Origin of the sequence: Streptomyces nanhaiensis, from assembly GCF_046614825.1 — a bacterium.
Classification (GTDB): Bacteria; Actinomycetota; Actinomycetes; order Streptomycetales; family Streptomycetaceae; genus Streptomyces; species Streptomyces radiopugnans.
In genome coordinates, this window is sequence record NZ_JBKJFM010000115.1 from 1 (window position 1) to 20,690 (window position 20,690).

Annotated in this window: 20 protein-coding genes; 19 read left to right on the forward strand and 1 reads right to left on the reverse strand. The window is 72.7% G+C overall.

The window, feature by feature from the left end; all coding sequences use genetic code 11:
- From ACLIYP_RS21930 to nusB, 4 genes are all read left to right on the forward strand, one after another.
- Positions 1–789: AAA family ATPase (locus ACLIYP_RS21930; protein WP_412714832.1), on the forward strand; the 789-nt coding region annotated here is incomplete at its 5' end.
- A 79-nt stretch (positions 790–868) separates the two neighbouring features.
- On the forward strand, positions 869–1,993 hold the full coding sequence (locus ACLIYP_RS21935) for a M24 family metallopeptidase (protein ID WP_412714833.1): 1,125 nt from the start codon (positions 869–871) through the stop codon (positions 1,991–1,993).
- Between the two features lie 57 nt (positions 1,994–2,050).
- On the forward strand, positions 2,051–2,617 hold the full coding sequence (gene efp, locus ACLIYP_RS21940) for an elongation factor P (RefSeq protein WP_093662572.1): 567 nt from the start codon (positions 2,051–2,053) through the stop codon (positions 2,615–2,617).
- Between the two features lie 2 nt (positions 2,618–2,619).
- Positions 2,620–3,048, forward strand: a complete 429-nt coding sequence (gene nusB, locus ACLIYP_RS21945; protein WP_412714834.1) for a transcription antitermination factor NusB — start codon at positions 2,620–2,622, stop codon at positions 3,046–3,048.
- Between the two features lie 177 nt (positions 3,049–3,225).
- Here nusB and bldD read toward each other — a convergent pair whose 3' ends face one another.
- Entirely contained in the window at positions 3,226–3,726 is a 501-nt protein-coding gene (gene bldD / locus ACLIYP_RS21950; protein WP_093662576.1) for a transcriptional regulator BldD, read from the reverse strand.
- 266 nt (positions 3,727–3,992) lie between these two features.
- On the opposite strand from bldD, the gene pyrR reads away from it, so the two are divergent.
- The 15 genes from pyrR to ACLIYP_RS22025 all read left to right on the forward strand — a co-directional run.
- A complete protein-coding gene (gene pyrR / locus ACLIYP_RS21955) occupies positions 3,993–4,577 on the forward strand; it encodes a bifunctional pyr operon transcriptional regulator/uracil phosphoribosyltransferase PyrR (protein WP_412714845.1) in 585 nt (194 codons plus the stop codon).
- A gap of 126 nt (positions 4,578–4,703) precedes the next feature.
- Positions 4,704–5,720 (forward strand): aspartate carbamoyltransferase catalytic subunit, encoded by a 1,017-nt coding sequence (locus ACLIYP_RS21960; RefSeq protein ID WP_412714835.1) that lies wholly within the window; start codon positions 4,704–4,706, stop codon positions 5,718–5,720.
- Between the two features lie 5 nt (positions 5,721–5,725).
- Positions 5,726–7,012, forward strand: coding sequence for a dihydroorotase (locus ACLIYP_RS21965; RefSeq protein ID WP_412714836.1), 1,287 nt, complete (start codon positions 5,726–5,728; stop codon positions 7,010–7,012).
- Positions 7,009–7,659 carry a PH-like domain-containing protein gene (locus ACLIYP_RS21970; RefSeq protein WP_412714837.1) on the forward strand — a complete coding sequence of 217 codons (651 nt, stop codon included), beginning with the start codon at positions 7,009–7,011 and terminating at the stop codon, positions 7,657–7,659. Before ACLIYP_RS21965 ends, ACLIYP_RS21970 begins: the two co-directional genes overlap by 4 nt.
- The gene (carA, locus tag ACLIYP_RS21975; protein WP_412714838.1) at positions 7,656–8,798 is read left to right on the forward strand and encodes a glutamine-hydrolyzing carbamoyl-phosphate synthase small subunit; all 1,143 of its coding nucleotides are present in this window, start codon (positions 7,656–7,658) and stop codon (positions 8,796–8,798) included. Before ACLIYP_RS21970 ends, carA begins: the two co-directional genes overlap by 4 nt.
- Positions 8,791–12,111, forward strand: coding sequence for a carbamoyl-phosphate synthase large subunit (gene carB, locus ACLIYP_RS21980; RefSeq protein WP_412714839.1), 3,321 nt, complete (start codon positions 8,791–8,793; stop codon positions 12,109–12,111). Before carA ends, carB begins: the two co-directional genes overlap by 8 nt.
- Before the next feature lie 95 nt (positions 12,112–12,206).
- Positions 12,207–13,334 carry a quinone-dependent dihydroorotate dehydrogenase gene (locus tag ACLIYP_RS21985; protein WP_412714840.1) on the forward strand — a complete coding sequence of 376 codons (1,128 nt, stop codon included), beginning with the start codon at positions 12,207–12,209 and terminating at the stop codon, positions 13,332–13,334.
- Positions 13,331–14,203 carry an orotidine-5'-phosphate decarboxylase gene (gene pyrF, locus ACLIYP_RS21990; protein WP_412714841.1) on the forward strand — a complete coding sequence of 291 codons (873 nt, stop codon included), beginning with the start codon at positions 13,331–13,333 and terminating at the stop codon, positions 14,201–14,203. The genes ACLIYP_RS21985 and pyrF overlap by 4 nt, the downstream gene beginning before the upstream one ends.
- 303 nt (positions 14,204–14,506) lie before the next feature.
- Entirely contained in the window at positions 14,507–14,830 is a 324-nt protein-coding gene (locus ACLIYP_RS21995; protein ID WP_093656674.1) for an integration host factor, read from the forward strand.
- A gap of 38 nt (positions 14,831–14,868) precedes the next feature.
- Complete coding sequence (gene gmk / locus ACLIYP_RS22000; protein WP_394637229.1) at positions 14,869–15,426, forward strand: guanylate kinase; 558 nt, start codon at positions 14,869–14,871, stop codon at positions 15,424–15,426.
- Between the two features lie 131 nt (positions 15,427–15,557).
- A complete protein-coding gene (gene rpoZ, locus ACLIYP_RS22005) occupies positions 15,558–15,830 on the forward strand; it encodes a DNA-directed RNA polymerase subunit omega (protein WP_093656669.1) in 273 nt (90 codons plus the stop codon).
- 214 nt (positions 15,831–16,044) lie between these two features.
- Positions 16,045–17,265: a bifunctional phosphopantothenoylcysteine decarboxylase/phosphopantothenate--cysteine ligase CoaBC gene (gene coaBC, locus ACLIYP_RS22010; RefSeq protein WP_412714842.1), complete on the forward strand. Its 1,221-nt coding sequence runs from the start codon at positions 16,045–16,047 to the stop codon at positions 17,263–17,265.
- A gap of 237 nt (positions 17,266–17,502) precedes the next feature.
- The gene (gene metK / locus ACLIYP_RS22015; RefSeq protein ID WP_412714843.1) at positions 17,503–18,717 is read left to right on the forward strand and encodes a methionine adenosyltransferase; all 1,215 of its coding nucleotides are present in this window, start codon (positions 17,503–17,505) and stop codon (positions 18,715–18,717) included.
- A gap of 29 nt (positions 18,718–18,746) precedes the next feature.
- Positions 18,747–19,730 (forward strand): carbohydrate kinase family protein, encoded by a 984-nt coding sequence (locus ACLIYP_RS22020; RefSeq protein WP_412714844.1) that lies wholly within the window; start codon positions 18,747–18,749, stop codon positions 19,728–19,730.
- A 71-nt stretch (positions 19,731–19,801) separates the two neighbouring features.
- On the forward strand, positions 19,802–20,690 hold an 889-nt coding region (locus ACLIYP_RS22025; protein WP_412714846.1), incomplete at its 3' end, for a homocysteine S-methyltransferase family protein.

A 20,690-nucleotide genomic window follows, 5' to 3' on the forward strand; every position in this document is an offset into this window, starting at 1 on the left:
GGCGTCGTACCCGCGCAGGCCCTCCTCCAGCGGCCTGACCTTGCGCAGCGCGCAGCACAGGTCGGGGTCGCGGTCGTGCAGGCGCGGCCCGTACTCGGCGTCCTGCTCGGCCACGGTCTGCCGCGGGCCCCGGACGCCACCGGCCACCTCCGGCTGCCGCCCGGCGCGCCGGTGCAGATATCGGGCACGGCCGATCCGGCCGCCGGCCCCGTCACGGTGGAGGCCGCGCACACCGCCGCCGTCGCCGTCCTGCTGATCGGCCCGGCCGGCGCCGGCAAGACCACCGTCGCCCGGTACTGGGCGGACACCCGCCGGGTGCCCACCGCGCACATCAGCCTCGACGACGTCCGCGAATGGGTGCGCTCCGGTTTCGCCGACCCCCAGTCCGGCTGGAACGAGCACTCCGAGGCGCAGTACCGCCTCGCCCGCCGCACCTGCGGCTTCGCGGCCCGCAACTTCCTGGCCAACGGCATCTCCTGCATCCTGGACGACGCCGTCTTCCCCGACCGGCCCGTCGTCGGCCTCGGCGGCTGGAAGCGCCACGTCGGCCCCGGCCTGATCCCGGTGGTGCTGCTGCCCGGGCTGGAGGTCGTCCTGGAGCGCAACGCCGAGCGCAGCGGCAACCGGCGGCTGTCGGACGAGGAGGTCGCCCGCATCCACGGGCGGATGGCCGGCTGGTACGGTTCCGGGCTGCCGATCATCGACAACTCCCGGCAGGACGTGGCCACCACCGCACGGCTGCTGGACGAGGCCGTGGCCCGCGCGCTCACCAGCCCGCCGAGCTGGTAGCGCGTGCGGCGGGCGGCGGGTGCCGCCGTCCGGACGTGTCGGGACGCCGCCGTGCGTCACCCTGCGTACGCTCAGGGGCATGTCCGAGGTGTACGTGGCCCGCCGCAGCCGACTGCGCGACCGCTGGACGGCGGAGGGCGGTGAGGCCGCGCTGGTCTCCCGGTCCGTCAACGTCCGCTATCTGACCGGCTGGTCCGTGCCCGGAGCGGTCCTGCTGCTCGGGGCGGACGGCCGCGACACCCTGCTGAGCCCGGCCGCGCCCACCACCGACGGACGCACCGAGCCGCCGCGCACCACCGGCGACCTGCGCTGCACCGTCCTGCCCGGGGACGTGCCCGACCCGGCCGTCGCGGCCGCCGGGCTGGCGGCGGCCGCGGCCGGGCCGGGCACGGCAGTGCTGGCGGTGGAGGAGCACGACCTCACCGTGGCCCGGCACCGGGCCCTGGCCGCGGCCGCGCCCCGGCTGCGCCTGACCGACCTGGGCCGCGCCGTGGAGCAGCAGCGCCTGGTCAAGGACGAGGAGGAGCTCGCCGCCCTGCGCGTCGCCGCGGAGATCACCGACCACGCGCTCGGCGAGCTGCTGGAGTCCATCCTGGTGGGCCGCACCGAACGCCATCTGGCGCTGGAGCTGGAACGGCGCCTGATGGACCACGGCGCCGACGGCCCCGCCTTCCCCACCTGCGTCGGCACCGGCCGCAACTCCGGTCTGCCCGGTCACCGGCCCGGGGACCGGCGGGTGGAGGAGGGCGACTTCCTGAGCGTGCGGCTGGGCGCCCGCTACCGCGGCTACCGCTGCCAGATCGGCCGCACCTTCGTGATCGGCCCAGCCCCCGCCGACTGGCAGATCGAGCTGTACGAGCTGGTCTTCGCGGCCCAGCGCGCAGGGCGTGAGGCGCTGCTGCCGGGGACGGAGTACCGTGAGGTGGACAGGGCCGCCCGCCATCCGCTGGAGGCGGCCGGGTACGGCGACCTCCTGGAACCGGGCACCGGACACGGTGTGGGGCTGGAAATCGGCGAGGACCCTCGGTTGTCGCCGGCGGCCATGGGTAAACTGGACGCTTGTGTGCCGGTCACCGTCGAACCGGGGGTCCACCTCCCGGGACGGGGCGGCGTCCGGATCGACGACACGCTCGTCGTCCGCCCGCAGGCGGACGGCGGACCGGAGCTACTCACCATCACGACCAAGGAACTGCTCGCCCTGTGACACGGGGGCGTGGTCCTTCGGTCTTCCGCAGCAGCAGTCTCAGGAGATTCCGCGACCGTGGCCACCACGAACGACCTCAAGAACGGCATGGTGCTCAAGCTCGAAGGGGGCCAGCTCTGGTCCGTTGTCGAGTTCCAGCACGTCAAGCCCGGCAAGGGCGGCGCCTTCGTCCGCACCAAGCTCAAGAACGTGCTCTCCGGCAAGGTGGTCGACAAGACCTTCAACGCCGGCACCAAGGTCGAGACGGCCACCGTTGACCGGCGCGGCATGCAGTTCTCCTACAAGGACGGCGCCGACTTCGTCTTCATGGACACCCAGACCTACGACCAGATGCCCATCACCCCCGAGGTCGTCGGCGACGCCGCCAACTACCTGCTGGAGGGCCAGGAGTGCACGGTCGCCGTGTACGAGGGCAACCCGCTGTTCATCGAACTGCCCGCCGCCGTCGAGCTGGTCGTCGAGTACACCGAGCCGGGCGTCCAGGGCGACCGCTCCACCGGCGGAACCAAGCCCGCCCGGCTGGAGACCGGCTACGAGATCGGCGTGCCCCTCTTCATCACCACCGGTGAGAAGATCAAGGTCGACACCCGCTCCGGCGAGTACCTCGGCCGGGTGAACAGCTAACCGTGGCAGCCCGCAGCAAGGCACGTAAACGGGCCTTCCAGATCCTGTTCGAGGCCGACCAGCGCGGCAGCGCCGTGACGGCCGTGCTGGCGGACTGGATCCGGCACGCGCGGACCGACGAGCGGCAGCCGCCGGTCGGCGAGTACACGATGCAACTCGTCGAGGGGTACGCGGAGCACGCGGACCGGATCGACGAGCTGATCGCCACCTACGCCGTCGGCTGGACGCTGGACCGGATGCCGGCGGTGGACCGCAACCTCCTGCGGCTCGGCGCGTACGAACTGATCTGGGAGGACGCCGTACCCGACGCGGTGGTGATCGACGAGGCGGTGCAGCTCGCCAAGGAGTTCTCCACCGACGAATCCCCGACCTTCGTCAACGGCCTGCTGGGCCGTCTGAAGGAGCTCAAGCCGACGCTGAAGCGCGTCTGAGCCGCCTGGCCGGGGCCGCACCGAGGAAGTGGCGAGGGGCCCGGGACACCCGACGGGTGTCCCGGGCCCCTCGCTGTCGTGAATCCCCCGGGGACCGGCGCGGAGCGCGACCGCCACCGTGAGCGGAACCCTCTCGCGAGGGCCCCGCCCGGTGGCGGCCGCGCCGCGGGGGAGGCCTCAGGCCTCCTCGTGCTGGACCGCGCGACGGGCGTCGGCGTCCAGCACACCCCAGCTGATGAGCTGCTCGGTCAGCACCGAGGGCGACTGGTCGTAGATGACGGCGAGGGTGCGCAGGTCGTCCTGGCGGATCGACAGCACCTTGCCGTTGTAGTCGCCGCGCTGGCTCTGGATCGTCGCGGCGTACCGCTGCAGCGGGCCCGCCTTCTCGGAGGGCACGTGGGCCAGCCGCTCCAGGTCCAGGACGAGCTTCGGCGGCGGCTCGGCGGCTCCGCCCGGCGTGCTGCCCGGCAGCAGCTCCTGCACCGGGACGCCGTAGAAGTCCGCCAGCTCGGCCAGCCGCTGCACGGTCACGGCGCGGTCGCCGCGCTCGTACGAGCCGACCACGACCGCCTTCCAGCGGCCCTGGGACTTCTCCTCGACACCGTGGAGGGAGAGCCCCTGCTGGGTGCGGATGGCGCGGAGCTTGGCTCCGAGCTGTTTGGCGTATTCGCTGGACATATGGCTCCCCGGAGGACGTCTTCGTAACTCACTGTGATGTTACGCAGCGTAATGTACGGCGTCAAGCCGGGCCGGTCCATACCGGGGGGTGCGCGGCAGGCGCGGCCCGCGCGCCCCGGTGCGGAACGGCCCCGGCGGGCGCCCGGAGCGGAGGCCCCGGACAGCCCGTGCGGGCGGGCTGGTACCGTTGACGGCGCACCATCCGACGTCCTTTAAGACCCGTCCCGTGAGGCGGGGAAGGAGGTCCGTTTACCGTGGACACATCCATGGGAGAACTGGACGGCAACGGTCCCGGCCCGGTCCGCCCCGTGCTGGAGGCACCGGACATCGCGCGGGTCCTCACCCGCATCGCCCACGAGATCGTCGAACGCGCCAAGGGCGCCGACGACGTGGTGCTCCTGGGCATCCCCACCCGCGGCGCGCACCTGGCCAGGCGGCTGGGAGCCAAGCTGGAGGAGATCACCGGCCGCCCGCTGCCGGCCGGCTCGCTCGACATCACCATGTACCGCGACGACCTGCGGATGCGCCCCGCCCGCGCCCTGGCCCGCACCGAGATCCCGGCCGAGGGCGTCGACGGACGCCTGGTCGTCCTGGTCGACGACGTGCTCTTCTCCGGCCGCACCATCCGGGCCGCGCTCGACGCGCTCGGCGACATCGGCCGCCCCCGCGCGGTGCAGCTCGCGGTCCTGGTCGACCGCGGCCACCGCGAACTGCCGATCCGCGCCGACTACGTCGGCAAGAACCTCCCCACGTCGCTGCGGGAGACGGTCAAGGTCCAGCTCACCGAGGAGGACGGCCGCGACGGCGTGCTCCTGGGCGTGCGAGAGGCCGCCCGGTCCGGCGAGCGGTAGCGCTCCCGCTCCCCGTACCCCTCGCGCCCCTCCGCCGCTCCCGCCCTCCCGGGCCCCAGCGGCCCCACGCGGCCGTGCCCGCGCGCCCGCATGCCTTGAAACCTCCACACACCGGAGCACATCCAGATGCCGCTCTTCCCCGGGGGCAACCCCCGGACTTCCGGTCACCTGATCTCGGCCGCCGACCTCACCCTCGACGACGCCGTGCGCATCCTCGACACCGCCGAGGAGATGGCGCGCCTGGCCGACCGCCCGATCAAGAAGCTGCCCGCGCTGCGCGGCCGCACGATCGTCAACCTCTTCTTCGAGGACTCCACCCGCACCCGCATCTCCTTCGAGGCCGCCGAGAAGCGGCTGTCCGCCGACGTCATCAACTTCGCGGCCAAGGGATCCTCGGTCTCCAAGGGCGAGTCCCTCAAGGACACCGCCCAGACCCTGGAGGCGATGGGCGTGGACGCCGTCGTCATCCGGCACGGCGCCTCCGGGGCCCCCTACCGCCTGGCCACCTCCGGCTGGATCGACGCCGCCGTCGTCAACGCCGGGGACGGCACCCACCAGCACCCCACCCAGGCGCTGCTCGACGCGTTCACCATGCGCCGCCGCCTGATCGGCCCGGACGCCGGGATCGGCCGGGACCTCGCAGGCCGGCGGGTCACCATCGTCGGCGACATCCTGCACAGCCGCGTCGCGCGCTCCAACGTGGACCTGCTGAACACCCTGGGCGCCCAGGTCACCCTGGTGGCCCCGCCCACCCTGCTGCCGGTCGGCGTCGAGGGCTGGCCCTGCGAGGTCTCCTACGACCTGGACGCCGTGCTGCCGAAGTCCGACGCCGTGATGATGCTGCGCGTCCAGCGCGAGCGGATGAACGCCGCCTTCTTCCCCACCGAGCGCGAGTACTCCCGCCGCTACGGCCTGGACACCCAGCGCATGGACCGGATGCCCGAGCACGCCGTCGTGATGCACCCCGGACCCATGGTCCGGGGCATGGAGATCACCGCCGAGGTCGCCGACTCCGGCCGCTGCACCGTCACCGAGCAGGTCGCCAACGGCGTCTCGATCCGCATGGCCGTCCTGTACCTGCTGCTCGGCGGCTCCGAACACGCCAACACCACCGGCACCACCGCCCGTACCGAGGAGAAGTGACACCCATGAGCAAGACCCTGATCCGCGGCGCGAAGGTGCTGGGCGGCGAGGCGCTGGACGTCCTGATCGACGGCGGGACCGTGGCGGCCGTCGGCACCGGCCTGGACGCCGACGGCGCCCGCGTGGTCGAGGCCGAGGGGCAGATCCTGCTGCCGGGCCTGGTGGACCTGCACACGCACCTGCGCGAGCCGGGCCGCGAGGACTCCGAGACCGTGCTGACCGGCACCCGGGCCGCGGCCTCCGGCGGTTACACCGCCGTGCACGCCATGGCCAACACCTTCCCCGTCGCCGACACCGCCGGCGTCGTCGAGCAGGTCTGGCGGCTGGGACGGGAGTCCGGCTACTGCGACGTGCAGCCGGTCGGCGCCGTCACCGTCGGCCTGGAGGGCAAGCAGCTAGCCGAGCTGGGGGCGATGCACGAGTCGGCCGCCTCGGTGCGGGTCTTCTCCGACGACGGCAAGTGCGTGGACGACGCGGTGATCATGCGCCGGGCGCTGGAGTACGTCAAAGCCTTCGACGGCGTCATCGCCCAGCACGCCCAGGAGCCCCGGCTGACCGAGGGCGCCCAGATGAACGAGGGCGCCGTCTCCGCCGAGCTGGGCCTGGGCGGCTGGCCGGCCGTCGCCGAGGAGTCGATCATCGCCCGCGACGTGCTGCTGGCCGCGCACGTCGGCTCCCGGGTGCACATCTGCCACCTGTCCACCGCCGGATCGGTGGAGATCGTGCGCTGGGCCAAGTCCAAGGGCTGGAACGTCACCGCCGAGGTCACCCCGCACCACCTGCTGCTCACCGACGAGCTGGTGCGCTCCTACGACCCGGTCTACAAGGTCAACCCGCCGCTGCGCACCGAGGCCGACGTCACCGCCCTGCGCGAGGCGCTGGCCGACGGCACCATCGACTGCGTCGCCACCGACCACGCCCCCCACCCCCACGAGGACAAGGACTGCGAGTGGGGCGCGGCCGCCATGGGCATGGTCGGCCTGGAGACCGCGCTGTCCGTCGTCCAGCACACGATGGTGGAGACCGGGCTGCTGGACTGGGCGGGCGTCGCCGACCGCATGTCCTTCCGCCCCGCGGCCATCGGACGCCTGGCCGGCCACGGACGGCCCGTCTCGGCTGGTGAGCCCGCCAACCTCACCCTGGTCGATCCGGCCTACCGTGGAGCGGTGGATTCCGCACGTTTCGCCTCCCGCAGCCGCAACACCCCCTACCAGGGACGCGAGCTGCCGGGCCGCGTCACGCACACGTTCCTGCGGGGCAGGGCGACAGTCATGGACGGAAAGCTCGTATGAACCTCTCACCGGTACCAACCGCCGTCCGCTACGCCGCGGCGCCCCAGTCGCAGCAGGTCACGGACTGGGCGCCCCGGATCGCCTGGGTGATCGGCCTGCTGCTGGTCGTCGCCCTGGTGTACTGGCTGATGAGGGAGGGCTGGAAGTGGCGCTCGGTGCTCCAGTCCGACCTCCCCGAACTGCCCCAGGCACCCGCCGGCCCCGGTGAGCCGAGGCTGACCATGACCGGCCGCTACCACGGCTCCACCACGGCCGGGCAGTGGCTGGACCGGATCGTCGCCCACGGCCTGGGCGCCCGCAGCCGCGTCGAGCTCACCCTCACCGAGCACGGGGTGGGCGTCGTGCGGCCCGGGGCGAACGACTTCTTCATCCCGGCCGGCCGGCTGCGCGGCGCGCGGCTCGACAAGGGCATCGCCGGCAAGGTCCTCACCGAGGACGGCCTGCTGGTGATCACCTGGGAGCACGGCGACCGCCTGCTGGACTCCGGCTTCCGCTCCGACCGCGCCGCCGAGCACGCCGCCTGGCTGGACGCGCTCCGCGCGATGTCCACCGGCACCGCGTCCGGCACCGCGTCCGGCACCGCGGACGAACCCCACGGCACCACCGAAGCTGCCGCCACCAAGCACCACGAGGAAGGCGCACGATGACGACCTCCGCCCGCAAAGCCTCCAGGGTGCCCGCCGTACTCGTCCTGGAGGACGGCCGCACCTTCCGCGGCCGCGCCTACGGGGCCGTGGGCGAGACCCTCGGCGAGGCCGTGTTCTCCACCGGCATGACCGGCTACCAGGAGACCCTGACCGACCCCTCCTACCACCGGCAGGTGGTCGTCATGACCGCCCCGCACATCGGCAACACCGGCGTCAACGACGAGGACCCGGAGTCCAGGCGGATCTGGGTGGCCGGCTACGTGGTGCGCGACCCCGCCCGCGTGCCCTCCAACTGGCGCTCGGTGCGCACCCTGGACGAGGAGCTGACCGCCCAGGGCGTCGTCGGCATCAGCGGCGTCGACACCCGGGCGCTCACCCGCCATCTGCGCGAGCGCGGCGCGATGCGGGTCGGCATCTTCTCCGGCGAGGCGGTCACCGACGAGGCGGCCATGCTGGCCAAGGTCAAGGCCGCCCCCGAGATGACCGGCGCCGACCTGGCCGCCGAGGTCGCCACCACCGAGGCGTACACCGTCCCGGCGATCGGGACCAGGCGCTTCACGGTCGCGGCCGTCGACCTGGGCATCAAGGGCATGACCCCGCACCGGATGGCCGAGCGCGGCATCGAGGTCCACGTGCTGCCCGCCACGGCCACGATCGAGGAGGTCTACGCGGTGGAGCCGGACGGGGTGTTCTTCTCCAACGGCCCCGGCGACCCCGCCACCGCCGACCACCCGGTGGCCCTCATGCGGGGCGTGCTGGAGCGCTCCACCCCGCTGTTCGGCATCTGCTTCGGCAACCAGATCCTCGGCCGCGCCCTCGGCTTCGGCACCTACAAGCTCAAGTACGGCCACCGCGGCATCAACCAGCCCGTGCAGGACCGCCTCACCGGCAAGGTCGAGGTCACCGCGCACAACCACGGCTTCGCCGTGGACGCCCCCCTCGACGCGCCCAGCGACACCCCCTACGGGCGCGCCGAGGTCTCCCACGTCTGCCTCAACGACGGCGTGGTGGAGGGCCTGCGCCTGCTGGACCGTCCCGCGTTCAGCGTCCAGTACCACCCCGAGGCGGCGGCCGGCCCGCACGACGCCGCGTACCTCTTCGACCGCTTCGTCTCCCTGATGGAGGGCCAGCGTGCCTAAGCGCACCGACATCCGTTGCGTCCTGGTCATCGGCTCCGGCCCGATCGTCATCGGACAGGCCGCCGAGTTCGACTACTCCGGCACCCAGGCGTGCCGCGTCCTCAAAACCGAGGGCCTGCGGGTCGTCCTGGTCAACTCCAACCCGGCCACGATCATGACCGACCCGGAGATCGCCGACGCCACCTACGTCGAGCCGATCACCCCGGAGTTCGTCGAGAAGATCATCGCCAAGGAGCGCCCCGACGCGCTGCTGCCCACCCTGGGCGGCCAGACCGCGCTCAACACCGCCATCTCCCTGCACGAGGCGGGCACCCTGGACAAGTACGGGGTGGAGCTGATCGGCGCCAACGTCGAGGCGATCCGCAAGGGCGAGGACCGCGACCAGTTCAAGGAGGTCGTGGAGGCTGTCCGGGAGCGGATCGGGCACGGCGAGTCCGCCCGCTCGGTCATCTGCCACTCCATGGAGGAGGTCCTGGCCGGCGTCGAGGAGCTCGGCGGCTACCCGGTCGTCGTGCGGCCCTCCTTCACCATGGGCGGCGCCGGCTCCGGCTTCGCCCACGACGAGGAGGAGCTGCGCCGCATCGCCGGCCAGGGGCTCACGCTCTCCCCGACCACCGAGGTGCTCCTGGAGGAGTCCATCCTCGGCTGGAAGGAGTACGAGCTGGAGCTGATGCGCGACCGCAACGACAACGTGGTGGTCGTCTGCTCCATCGAGAACTTCGACCCGATGGGCGTGCACACCGGCGACTCCATCACCGTCGCCCCGGCGATGACGCTCACCGACCGCGAGTACCAGGTCCTGCGCGACATCGGCATCGCCGTCATCCGCGAGGTCGGCGTCGACACCGGCGGCTGCAACATCCAGTTCGCCGTCAACCCCGCCGACGGCCGGGTCATCGTCATCGAGATGAACCCGCGCGTCTCGCGCTCCTCGGCGCTGGCATCCAAGGCCACCGGCTTCCCGATCGCCAAGATCGCCGCCAAGCTGGCCGTGGGCTACACCCTCGACGAGATCCCCAACGACATCACCGAGCAGACGCCGGCCTCCTTCGAGCCCACGCTCGACTACGTGGTGGTCAAGGTCCCGCGCTTCGCCTTCGAGAAGTTCCCGGCCGCCGACTCCACCCTCACCACCACCATGAAGTCGGTGGGCGAGGCGATGGCCATCGGCCGCAACTTCCCCGAGGCGCTGAACAAGGCGCTGCGCTCGCTGGAGAAGAAGGGCAGCCAGTTCGACTTCGCCACCCCGGTGGAGAACCTCGGGGACAAGGACGAGCTGCTGGCCGCCGCCCGGCGCCCCACCGACGGCCGGATCAACACCGTCATGGCCGCCATCCGGGCCGGCGCGAGTCCCGAGGAGGTCTTCGAGGCCACGAGGATCGACCCCTGGTTCGTGGACCAGCTCTTCCTGGTCAAGGAGATCGCCGACGAACTGGCCGAGGCCGGCCGCCTCGACCCCGGACTGCTGGCCGAGGCCAAGCGGTACGGCTTCTCCGACGCCCAGATCGCCGCGATCCGGGGCCTGCGCGAGGACGTCGTGCGCGAGGTCCGCCACACCCTGGGGGTGCGCCCGGTCTACAAGACGGTCGACACCTGCGCCGCCGAGTTCGCCGCGAAGACCCCGTACTTCTACTCCTCCTACGACGAGGAGAGCGAGGTCGCCCCGCGCGAGAGGCCCGCGGTGATCATCCTCGGCTCGGGCCCCAACCGCATCGGCCAGGGCATCGAGTTCGACTACTCCTGCGTCCACGCCTCCTTCGCGCTGCGCGACGCGGGCTTCGAGACCGTGATGGTCAACTGCAACCCCGAGACGGTCTCCACCGACTACGACACCTCCGACCGGCTGTACTTCGAGCCGCTCACCCTGGAGGACGTCCTGGAGATCGTCCACGCCGAGCGGCAGGCCGGCCCCGTCGCGGGCGTCATCGTCCAGCTCGGCGGCCAGACCCCGCTGGGTCTGGCCCAGGCGCTCAAGGACAACGGCGTGCCGATCGTGGGCACCTCCCCGGAGGCCATCCACCTCGCCGAGGACCGCGGCTCCTTCGGCCGGGTGCTGCTCGAGGCCGGGCTGCCCGCGCCCAAGTACGGCACCGCCTTCTCCTTCGCCGAGGCCAAGGAGATCGCCGCCGGGATCGGCTACCCGGTCATGGTCCGGCCCTCCTACGTGCTGGGCGGGCGCGGCATGGAGATCGTCTACGACGAGGCCTCGCTGGGTGACTACCTCACCCGCCACGCGGGCCTGATCTCCGAGCACCCGGTGCTGATCGACCGCTTCCTCGACGACGCCATCGAGATCGACGTCGACGCGCTCTACGACGGCACCGAGCTCTACCTCGGCGGCGTGATGGAGCACATCGAGGAGGCCGGCATCCACTCCGGCGACTCCGCCTGCGCCCTGCCGCCGATCACCCTGGGCGGTCACGACGTCAAGCGGCTGCGGGCCTCCACCGAGGCCATCGCGCGCGGGGTCGGGGTGCGCGGGCTGATCAACATCCAGTTCGCGCTGGCCGGGGACATCCTCTACGTGCTGGAGGCCAACCCGCGCGCCTCGCGCACCGTCCCCTTCACCTCCAAGGCCACCGCCGTGCCCCTGGCCAAGGCCGCCGCCCGGATCTCGCTGGGCGCGACCATCGCCGAGCTGCGGGCCGAGGGCCTGCTGCCGGCGAGCGGCGACGGCGGCACCCTGCCGCTGGACGCGCCGATCTCGGTGAAGGAGGCCGTGCTGCCCTGGAGCCGCTTCCGCGACGTCCAGGGCCGCGGCGTGGACACCGTGCTCGGCCCGGAGATGCGCTCCACCGGCGAGGTCATGGGCATCGACTCGGTCTTCGGCACCGCCTACGCCAAGTCGCAGGCGGGCGCGTACGGCGCGCTGCCCACCAAGGGCCGGGCCTTCGTCTCGGTGGCCAACCGCGACAAGCGCTCGATGATCTTCCCGGCCCGCGAGCTGGTCGCCATGGGCTTCGAGCTGCTGGCCACCTCCGGCACCGCCGAGGTGCTGCGCCGCAACGGCATCGACGCCACCGTGGTGCGCAAGCACAGCGAGGGCGAGGGGCCGGGCGGGGAGAGGACCATCGTCCAGCTCATCCACGACGGCGAGGTGGACCTCATCGTCAACACCCCCTACGGCACCGGGAGCCGCCTGGACGGCTACGACATCCGCACCGCCGCGGTCGCACGCTCCGTGCCCTGCCTGACCACGGTCCAGGCGCTGGCCGCCGCCGTACAGGGCATCGAGGCCACCTCGCGCGGGGAGGTCGGGGTCCGCTCCCTCCAGGAACACGCGGAACACCTGACCGCCGCCCGCAGGAAGTGACCAGGGGTGAGGGGGACGCCGGCAGCGGCGTCCCCCTCACCGCGAGAGCGCCCCGCCACCGGATCCCGTACCGCCCCGCCGCACGGAAGACCCGTATGTACCCTCTGCTGTTCCGCCTGATCCTCAAGCGCCTGGACCCCGAGCGGGCGCACCACCTGGCGTTCGCCCTGATCCGGCTGGCCGCCCGCGTCCCCGGCCTGCGCGCCCTCGTCGCGGCCTTCGCGGCCCCGGGCCGGGCGCAGGCCCGCGCCCTGGCCACCGAGGCCTTCGGCCTGCGGATGCGCGGCCCCTTCGGGCTCGCCGCCGGCTTCGACAAGAACGCGGTCGGCGTCGACGGGCTCACCATGCTCGGCTTCGACCACGTCGAGATCGGCACCGTCACCGCCCACCCCCAGCCCGGCAACCCCGCGCCGCGGCTGTTCCGCCTGGTCGCCGACCGGGCCCTGGTCAACCGCATGGGCTTCAACAACGACGGCTCCGCCGCCGTGGCCGCCCGCCTGGCCGGGCGCCGGGCCGTCTTCCCCGCCACCGTCGGCGTCAACATCGGCAAGACCAAGGTCACCCCTGAGGGAGAGGCCGCCGGCGACTACGCGCTCTCCGCCTCCCGGCTGGCCCCGTACGCCGACTACCTCGTCGTCAACGTCTCCTCGCCCAACACCCCCGGCCTGCGGAACCTCCAGGCGACCGAGCACCTGCGCCCGCTGCTGGCGGCGGTCCGCTCCGCCGCCGACGACGCGGTGCCCGGCCGCCGCGTCCCCCTGCTGGTCAAGATCGCCCCCGACCTGGCGGACGAGGACGTCGACGCGGTCGCCGACCTCGCCGTGGAGCTGGGCCTGGACGGCATCATCGCCACCAACACCACCATCGCCCGCGACGGCCTGGGCCTGGCCGCAGGCCGAGCCGAGATCGAGGCCATCGGCGCGGGCGGACTGTCCGGCGAGCCGCTGAAGGACCGCTCCCTGGCCGTACTGCGCCGTCTGTACGCGCGCGTCGGCGACCGCGTCACGCTCGTCGGCGTCGGCGGGGTGCGCACCGCCGACGACGTCTGGGAGCGCATCCTGGCCGGAGCCACCCTCGTCCAGGGCTACAGCGCCTTCGTCTACGAGGGGCCGCTGTGGTGCCGCCGAGTCCACCGGGGCCTGGCCGCGCGCCTGGCCGCGAGCCCGTACGCCACCCTCGCCGAGGCCGTCGGCGCCGACACCCGGAAGGTGACCTCCCGATGACCGCCCCGGAGACCCCCCGGACGCCGCACGCCCCGCACGCCCCCGAGCCCTTCGGCGCCCGGCTGCGCCGCGCCCTGGACGACCGCGGCCCGCTGTGCGTCGGCATCGACCCGCACGCCTCGCTGCTCACCGCCTGGGGTCTGGACGACGACGTGGCGGGCCTGGAGCGGTTCACGCGCACGGTGGTGGACGCCCTCGCCGACCGGGTCGCCGTCCTCAAGCCGCAGTCCGCGTTCTTCGAGCGCTTCGGCTCGCGCGGGATCGCCGTGCTGGAGAGGGCGATCGCCGACGCCCGCTCGGCCGGCGCCCTGGTGCTCACCGACGCCAAGCGCGGCGACATCGGCTCCACGATGGCCGCCTACGCCGCCGCCTACCTGGACCCGGGCAGCCCGCTGTTCTCCGACGCCGTCACCGTCAGCCCCTATCTGGGCTTCGGCTCGCTGCGCCCCGCCCTGGACGCGGCGCGGGCGGCGGGCTCGGGCGTCTTCGTCCTCGCCCTGACCTCCAACCCGGAGGGCGCCGAGGTGCAGCGCGCCACCGCCGAGGGCGGGGCGTCGGTCGCCCAGACGGTGCTGGACCACATCGCACGCGAGAACGCCGGGGCCGATCCACTCGGCCCGGTCGGCGCGGTGGTCGGCGCGACGCTGGGGGAGACCGGCGCGGACCTGGCGGTCAACGGCCCGCTGCTGGCGCCGGGGCTCGGGGCCCAGGGCGCCACGGCGGCCGACCTGCCGAGGGTCTTCGGCGGCGCGGTGCGCAACGTGGTGCCGAGCATCAGCCGGGGCGTCCTGGGCCGCGGGCCCTCGCCGGAGGCCCTGCGGGAGGCCGCGGCGAGGGAGGCCGACGGCCTGCGGGAGGTCCTGGGCTGAGGGGCCCGGGCAGAACCGGAGGGTCCGGAAAAACCGGGGAACCCCGCGGAATCAGCCCCTCGGCTGCAACCTTTTGTCCGGAAATGCCCAGGTCGACTTAAGTCTGACCTGGACTTTTCCCCTGTTCTCGCTGACTCAGGCGCGATCGGCCGCTAGTCTCCGACGAGAGCACCGCGAATTCCGGGGTCCTCGCAGGTCCGGAGGGCGCCGGGGGACGTGTTGCTCGTTGCTCCGCAGGTGCGGGGCCACTAGGTTCCTCACCGACCAATATCCGACCAGTTCGACATCCGAGGTGACGTAGGCGTGGCTCTTCCGCCCCTTACCCCTGAACAGCGCGCAGCCGCGCTCGAGAAGGCCGCCGCGGCTCGCCGGGAGCGCGCCGAGGTCAAGAACCGACTGAAGCACTCCGGCGCCTCGCTCCACGAGGTCATCAAGCAGGGCCAGGAGAACGACGTCATCGGCAAGATGAAGGTCTCCGCCCTCCTGGAGTCCCTGCCCGGCGTCGGCAAGGTCCGTGCCCGCCAGATCATGGAACGGCTCGGCATCTCCGAGAGCCGCCGGGTGCGCGGCCTGGGATCCAACCAGATCGCCTCCCTGGAGCGCGAGTTCGGCGGCGGTTCCGCCTGACGTTTCCAGGTCCCCCTGGAAACCGGGATAATCGCCGTATGAGTGAACGTCCGCGACTGACCGTGCTCTCCGGCCCCTCCGGGGTCGGCAAGAGCACGGTCGTCGCCCATCTGCGCAAGGTCCATCCGGAGATCTGGCTCTCGGTGTCCGCCACCACCCGCAGGCCGCGCCCGGGCGAGCAGCACGGTGTCCAGTACTTCTTCGTGGACGACGAGGAGTTCGACAAGCTGGTCGCCAACGGCGAGCTGCTGGAGTGGGCCGAGTTCGCGGGCAACCGCTACGGCACTCCGAGGCGGGCCGTCCTGGAGCGGCTGGAGGCGGGTGAACCGGTGCTCCTGGAGATCGACCTCCAGGGCGCGCGGCTGGTCCGCGAGTCGATGCCCGAGGCGCAGCTCGTCTTCCTGGCCCCGCCCAGCTGGGACGAGCTGGTCCGCCGCCTCACCGGCCGCGGCACCGAGTCCCCCGAGGTCATCGAGCGGCGGCTGGCCGCGGCCAGGGTCGAACTGGCCGCCGAGTCGGAGTTCGACGTGACCCTGGTCAACACCTCCGTCGAGGACGTCAGCCGCGAGCTGCTAGCCTTGATGAAGGTTTCGTGATCGTCGCCGGAGTCGTCACCGGGGGGCCGGGCAGGACAGCCGCCGGATCCCGGGACACCGGCAGGAGGCTTCCCGCACCGGGGCCCGGCCGGATCACTGCCCGTCTTATCCACCGCAGCGGAAGGTAGAGCGTGTCCTCTTCCATCAACACGCCCGAGGGCATCATCAACCCGCCGATCGATGAGCTGCTCGAAGCCACCGACTCGAAGTACAGCCTGGTGATCTACGCCGCCAAGCGCGCGCGCCAGATCAACGCCTACTACTCGCAGCTCGGCGAGGGCCTGCTGGAGTACGTCGGCCCGCTGGTGGACACCCACGTCCACGAGAAGCCGCTGTCGATCGCGCTCCGCGAGATCAACGCGGGCCTGCTGACCTCCGAGGCCGTCGACAACCCGGCGCAGTGAGGCCCCGGCCGCCCACGGCGGCCGGCCGGCCGCACGACGGCACCATCACCACCGCCACGGGCCCGGCAGCGCGACTGCCGGGCCCGTGGTGTGTCATGGGTACCGGCGGAAGCGTCCCCGACGCGCCCGCCGACGGCGCGCGACAGCGAGCCGGACAGTGAGCCGGGAGTGAGCGGAGCGGCCGGCGGGCCGCCGAGCCGGGGAGAGGCGAGGGATGGACAGGTCAGGCAAGCCCAGGGTGGTCCTGGGGGTCAGCGGCGGCATCGCCGCCTACAAGGCGTGCGAACTGCTGCGGAGGCTGACGGAGTCCGGCCACGACGTGCGGGTGGTGCCGACCGGGTCGGCGCTGAGGTTCGTCGGCGAGCCCACCTGGGCGGCGCTGTCGGGCAACCCCGTGACCACGGGGGTGTGGGAGGACGTCCACGAGGTCCCGCACGTGCGCATCGGGCAGGAGGCCGACCTGGTCGTCGTCGCGCCCGCCACCGCCGACACCCTCGCCCGGGCCGCTCACGGCCTCGCCGACGACCTGCTGACCAACACCCTGCTCACCGCCCGCTGCCCGGTGGTCTTCGCGCCCGCCATGCACACCGAGATGTGGGAGCACCCCGCCACCGCCGAGAACGTGGCCACCCTGCGCCGCCGCGGCGCGGTCGTCATCGAGCCCGCCGTCGGACGGCTGACCGGAAAGGACACCGGCAAGGGCCGCCTGCCCGACCCCGGCGAGATCTTCGAGGTCTGCCGCCGGGTCCTGGCCCGCGGCGCCGCGGCCGGGCGCGACCTGGCCGGACGGCACGTCGTGATCAGCGCGGGCGGCACCCGCGAGCCGCTGGACCCGGTCCGCTTCCTGGGCAACCGCTCCTCGGGCCGGCAGGGGTACGCCCTGGCCCGCACCGCGGTGGCACGCGGCGCGCGGGTGACCCTGGTGGCCGCCAACACCGCCCTGCCCGACCCGGCCGGCGCGGACGTGGTGCCGGTGGGCACCGCCGTACAGCTGCGGGAGGCGGTGCTGAAGGCCGCCGAGGACGCGGACGCGGTGGTCATGGCCGCGGCCGTGGCCGACTTCCGGCCCGCCCGCTACGCCCAGGGGAAGATCAAGAAGCGGGAGGGGCGGGAGCCGGAGCCGGTCGACCTGGTCCGCAACCCCGACGTCCTCGCCGAGCTCTCGGCCGCCCGCCCCCGCCCCGGACAGGTGGTCGTCGGCTTCGCGGCCGAGACCGACGACGTCCTGGCCAACGGCCGGGCCAAGCTCGCCCGCAAGGGGTGCGATCTGCTGGTCGTCAACGAGGTGGGGGAGGACAAGACCTTCGGCGCGGAGGAGAACGAGGCCGTCGTCCTGGGCGCGGACGGCAGCGAGACACACGTGCCGCACGGCCCCAAGGAGGCACTCGCCGACACGGTGTGGGACGCGGTCGTCCACATGCTGAACGCCGGGTGACCTCCGCTGCGGGAGGGCCGCACCACCGCGCCACCAGGGCGGAGGGCCTCTTCCGGGCGCGGCCCCTCCCCTCCGCGGGAACCCTGTGGCACGTTGGACGTGTGTCGGAGTGCGAGACGTCCTGGCGGATCCGCGATGAGCTGCGGATAAACTGACGGCGGACCGCGCTCGGGCCAGCCCGACGACCGGATCCGCACACCAAGTCAGCCAGCAGCCGCTGCAAACCCAGGGAGCGATGTGTCCCGCCGCCTGTTCACCTCGGAGTCCGTGACCGAGGGCCACCCCGACAAGATCGCCGACCAGATCAGCGACACCATCCTCGACGCCCTGCTGGAGCAGGACCCCACCTCCCGGGTCGCGGTGGAGACGCTGATCACCACCGGTCTGGTGCACGTGGCCGGCGAGGTCACCACCGCCGCCTACGCCGACATCCCCACCCTGGTGCGCAACAAGGTCCTGGCCATCGGCTACGACTCCTCCAAGAAGGGCTTCGACGGCGCCTCGTGCGGGGTGTCGGTCTCCATCGGGGCGCAGTCCCCCGACATCGCCCAGGGCGTGGATGCCGCCTACGAGACCCGGGTGGAGGGCGATGAGGACGAGCTGGACCGGCAGGGCGCCGGCGACCAGGGCCTGATGTTCGGCTACGCCTGCGACGAGACGCCCGAGCTGATGCCGCTGCCGATCCACCTGGCCCACCGCCTGTCGCGGCGGCTGAGCGAGGTCCGCAAGAACGGCACGATCCCCTACCTGCGCCCGGACGGCAAGACGCAGGTGACCATCGAGTACGACGGCGACAAGGCGGTGCGGCTGGACACCGTGGTGGTCTCCTCCCAGCACGCCTCCGACATCGACCTGGACTCGCTGCTGGCCCCGGACATCCGCGAGTTCGTCGTCGAGCACGTGCTGGCGGGGCTGGTCGAGGACGGGATCAAGCTGGACACCGACGGGTACCGGCTGCTGGTCAACCCCACCGGCCGGTTCGAGATCGGCGGCCCGATGGGCGACGCGGGCCTGACCGGCCGGAAGATCATCATCGACACCTACGGCGGCATGGCCCGCCACGGCGGCGGCGCGTTCTCCGGCAAGGACCCCTCCAAGGTGGACCGCTCGGCCGCCTACGCGATGCGCTGGGTGGCCAAGAACGTGGTGGCCGCCGGGCTGGCGGCCCGCTGCGAGGTGCAGGTGGCCTACGCCATCGGCAAGGCCGAGCCGGTGGGCCTGTTCGTGGAGACCTTCGGCACGGCCACGGTGGAGCCCGAGCGGATCGAGCAGGCCATCTCCGAGGTCTTCGACCTGCGCCCGGCCGCGATCATCCGCGACCTGGACCTGCTGCGCCCGATCTACGCCCAGACGGCCGCCTACGGCCACTTCGGCCGCGAGCTGCCCGACTTCACCTGGGAGCGCACCGACCGGGCCCGGCCGCTGCGCGCCGCGGCCGGCTGCCGGAACTGACGGAACCGACGGAAAAGGGGGACAGCGCCGTGCGAACAGCTGTAACCGGTTCGATCGCCACCGACCACCTGCTCACCTTCCCCGGGGTCTTCACCGACCAACTCCTGGCCGAACGGCTGGACCGGGTATCGCTGTCCTTCCTGGCCGACCGGCTCGAAGTCCGCCGCGGGGGAGTGGCCGCGAACATCTGCTACGGACTGGGGCTGCTGGGCCTGCGCCCCGTGCTCGTCGGCGCGGCAGGCGGCGACTTCGAGCCGTACCGCCTCCATCTCAAGGAACACGGAATCGACACCGACTCGGTGCACATCAGCGAGAGCCTGCACACGGCCCGGTTCGTCTGCACGACCGACCGGGTGCAGAACCAGATCGCCACCTTCTACGCCGGTGCCATGGCGGAGGCCCGCACCATCGACCTGCGCCGGGTGATCGCCCGGGTGGGCCGCCTCGACCTCGTCGTGATCTCACCCGACGACCCCGAGGCGATGATCCGGCACACCGACACCTGCCGGGCCCTGAACGTCCCCTTCGCGGCCGACCCCTCCCAGCAGTTGGCCAGACTCGAGCGGGACGAGGTCCGGCGACTCCTCGAAGGCGCACGCTGGCTGTTCGGCAACGAGTACGAGGCGGCGCTGCTCCAGGAGCGCTCCGGCTGGAGCACACCCCAGATCCTCGACCGCGTCGGGTGCTGGATCACGACACTGGGCGACGCGGGCGTCCGCCTCCGGCGGAAGGGCCGGCCCGACATCGAGATCCCGGCGGTGCCGGTCGAGGGCGTCGTCGATCCGACAGGTGTCGGTGACGCCTTCCGGGCGGGATTCGTCGCGGGCATGTCCTGGAACCTGCCGGGCCGGGTCGCGGCGCAGTTCGGCTGCACCGTCGCCGCGACCGCCCTCGACTACATCGGTACGCAGGAGTACCGGCTCTACCGCGAGTCCATCCTCTCCAGGATGCGCACCTCCTACGGAACAACGGCAGCGGCCCAGGTCGTCCCGCACCTGAGGGAGCTGCCGTGACCGCGGCCGGACCGAGGTCCCAGCTGCTGCGTGAGGCGTTGGCGTCGCGGGTGGTGGTGGCGGACGGGGCGATGGGCACGATGCTGCAGGCGGCCGATCCGTCGCTGGAGGACTTCCAGCAGCTGGAGGGCTGCAACGAGGTCCTCAACGTCACCCGGCCGGACATCGTGCGCTCGGTGCACGAGGCGTACTTCGCGGTGGGGGTGGACTGTGTGGAGACCAACACCTTCGGGGCGAACTTCGCGGCGCTGGCGGAGTACGACATCGCCGGCCGGGTGGGGGAGCTGTCCGAGGCCGGGGCGCGGATCGCGCGGGAGGCGGCGGACGCGTTCACCGGGAGGGACGGGCGGCAGCGGTGGGTGCTGGGGTCGATGGGGCCGGGCACCAAGCTGCCCACCCTCGGCCACATCGACTACACCACCATCCGCGACGGCTATCAGGCCAATGCCGAGGGGCTGCTGGCGGGTGGGGCGGACGCGCTGCTGGTGGAGACCACCCAGGATCTGCTGCAGACCAAGGCGGCGGTGCTGGGGGCGCGGCGGGCGATGGAAACGATCGGCGTCGAAGTGCCGCTGCTGTGCTCACTGGCGTTCGAGACGACCGGCACGATGCTGCTGGGCAGTGAGATCGGGGCGGCGCTGTGTGCGCTGGAGCCGCTGGGCATCGACATGATCGGCCTGAACTGCTCGACCGGTCCGGCGGAGATGAGCGAGCATCTGCGGTATCTGGCCCGCCACGCCCGCATCCCGCTGCTGTGCATGCCGAACGCGGGCCTGCCCATCCTGACCGCGGACGGCGCCCACTTCCCGCTCGGCCCCGAGGGCCTGGCGGACGCGCAGGAGGGGTTTGTCCGCGAGTACGGGTTGTCGTTGGTGGGGGGGTGTTGCGGGACGACGCCGGAGCATCTGCGGCAGGTGGTTGAGCGGGTGCGGGGCCTGGTGCCGGCGGGGCGGGATCCGC

Excerpts from the sequence above, each read along its gene's own strand:
- ACLIYP_RS21935 (WP_412714833.1), top strand. The coding sequence starts at position 869 with ATGTCCGAGGTGTACGTGGCCCGCCGCAGCCGACTGCGCGACCGCTGG.
- bldD (WP_093662576.1), bottom strand. The coding sequence starts at position 3,726 with ATGTCCAGCGAATACGCCAAACAGCTCGGAGCCAAGCTCCGCGCCATC.
- pyrR (WP_412714845.1), top strand. The coding sequence starts at position 3,993 with ATGGGAGAACTGGACGGCAACGGTCCCGGCCCGGTCCGCCCCGTGCTG.
- ACLIYP_RS21960 (WP_412714835.1), top strand. The coding sequence starts at position 4,704 with ATGCCGCTCTTCCCCGGGGGCAACCCCCGGACTTCCGGTCACCTGATC.
- ACLIYP_RS21965 (WP_412714836.1), top strand. The coding sequence starts at position 5,726 with ATGAGCAAGACCCTGATCCGCGGCGCGAAGGTGCTGGGCGGCGAGGCG.
- ACLIYP_RS21970 (WP_412714837.1), top strand. The coding sequence starts at position 7,009 with ATGAACCTCTCACCGGTACCAACCGCCGTCCGCTACGCCGCGGCGCCC.
- carA (WP_412714838.1), top strand. The coding sequence starts at position 7,656 with ATGACGACCTCCGCCCGCAAAGCCTCCAGGGTGCCCGCCGTACTCGTC.
- ACLIYP_RS21985 (WP_412714840.1), top strand. The coding sequence starts at position 12,207 with ATGTACCCTCTGCTGTTCCGCCTGATCCTCAAGCGCCTGGACCCCGAG.
- pyrF (WP_412714841.1), top strand. The coding sequence starts at position 13,331 with ATGACCGCCCCGGAGACCCCCCGGACGCCGCACGCCCCGCACGCCCCC.
- gmk (WP_394637229.1), top strand. The coding sequence starts at position 14,869 with ATGAGTGAACGTCCGCGACTGACCGTGCTCTCCGGCCCCTCCGGGGTC.
- coaBC (WP_412714842.1), top strand. The coding sequence starts at position 16,045 with ATGGACAGGTCAGGCAAGCCCAGGGTGGTCCTGGGGGTCAGCGGCGGC.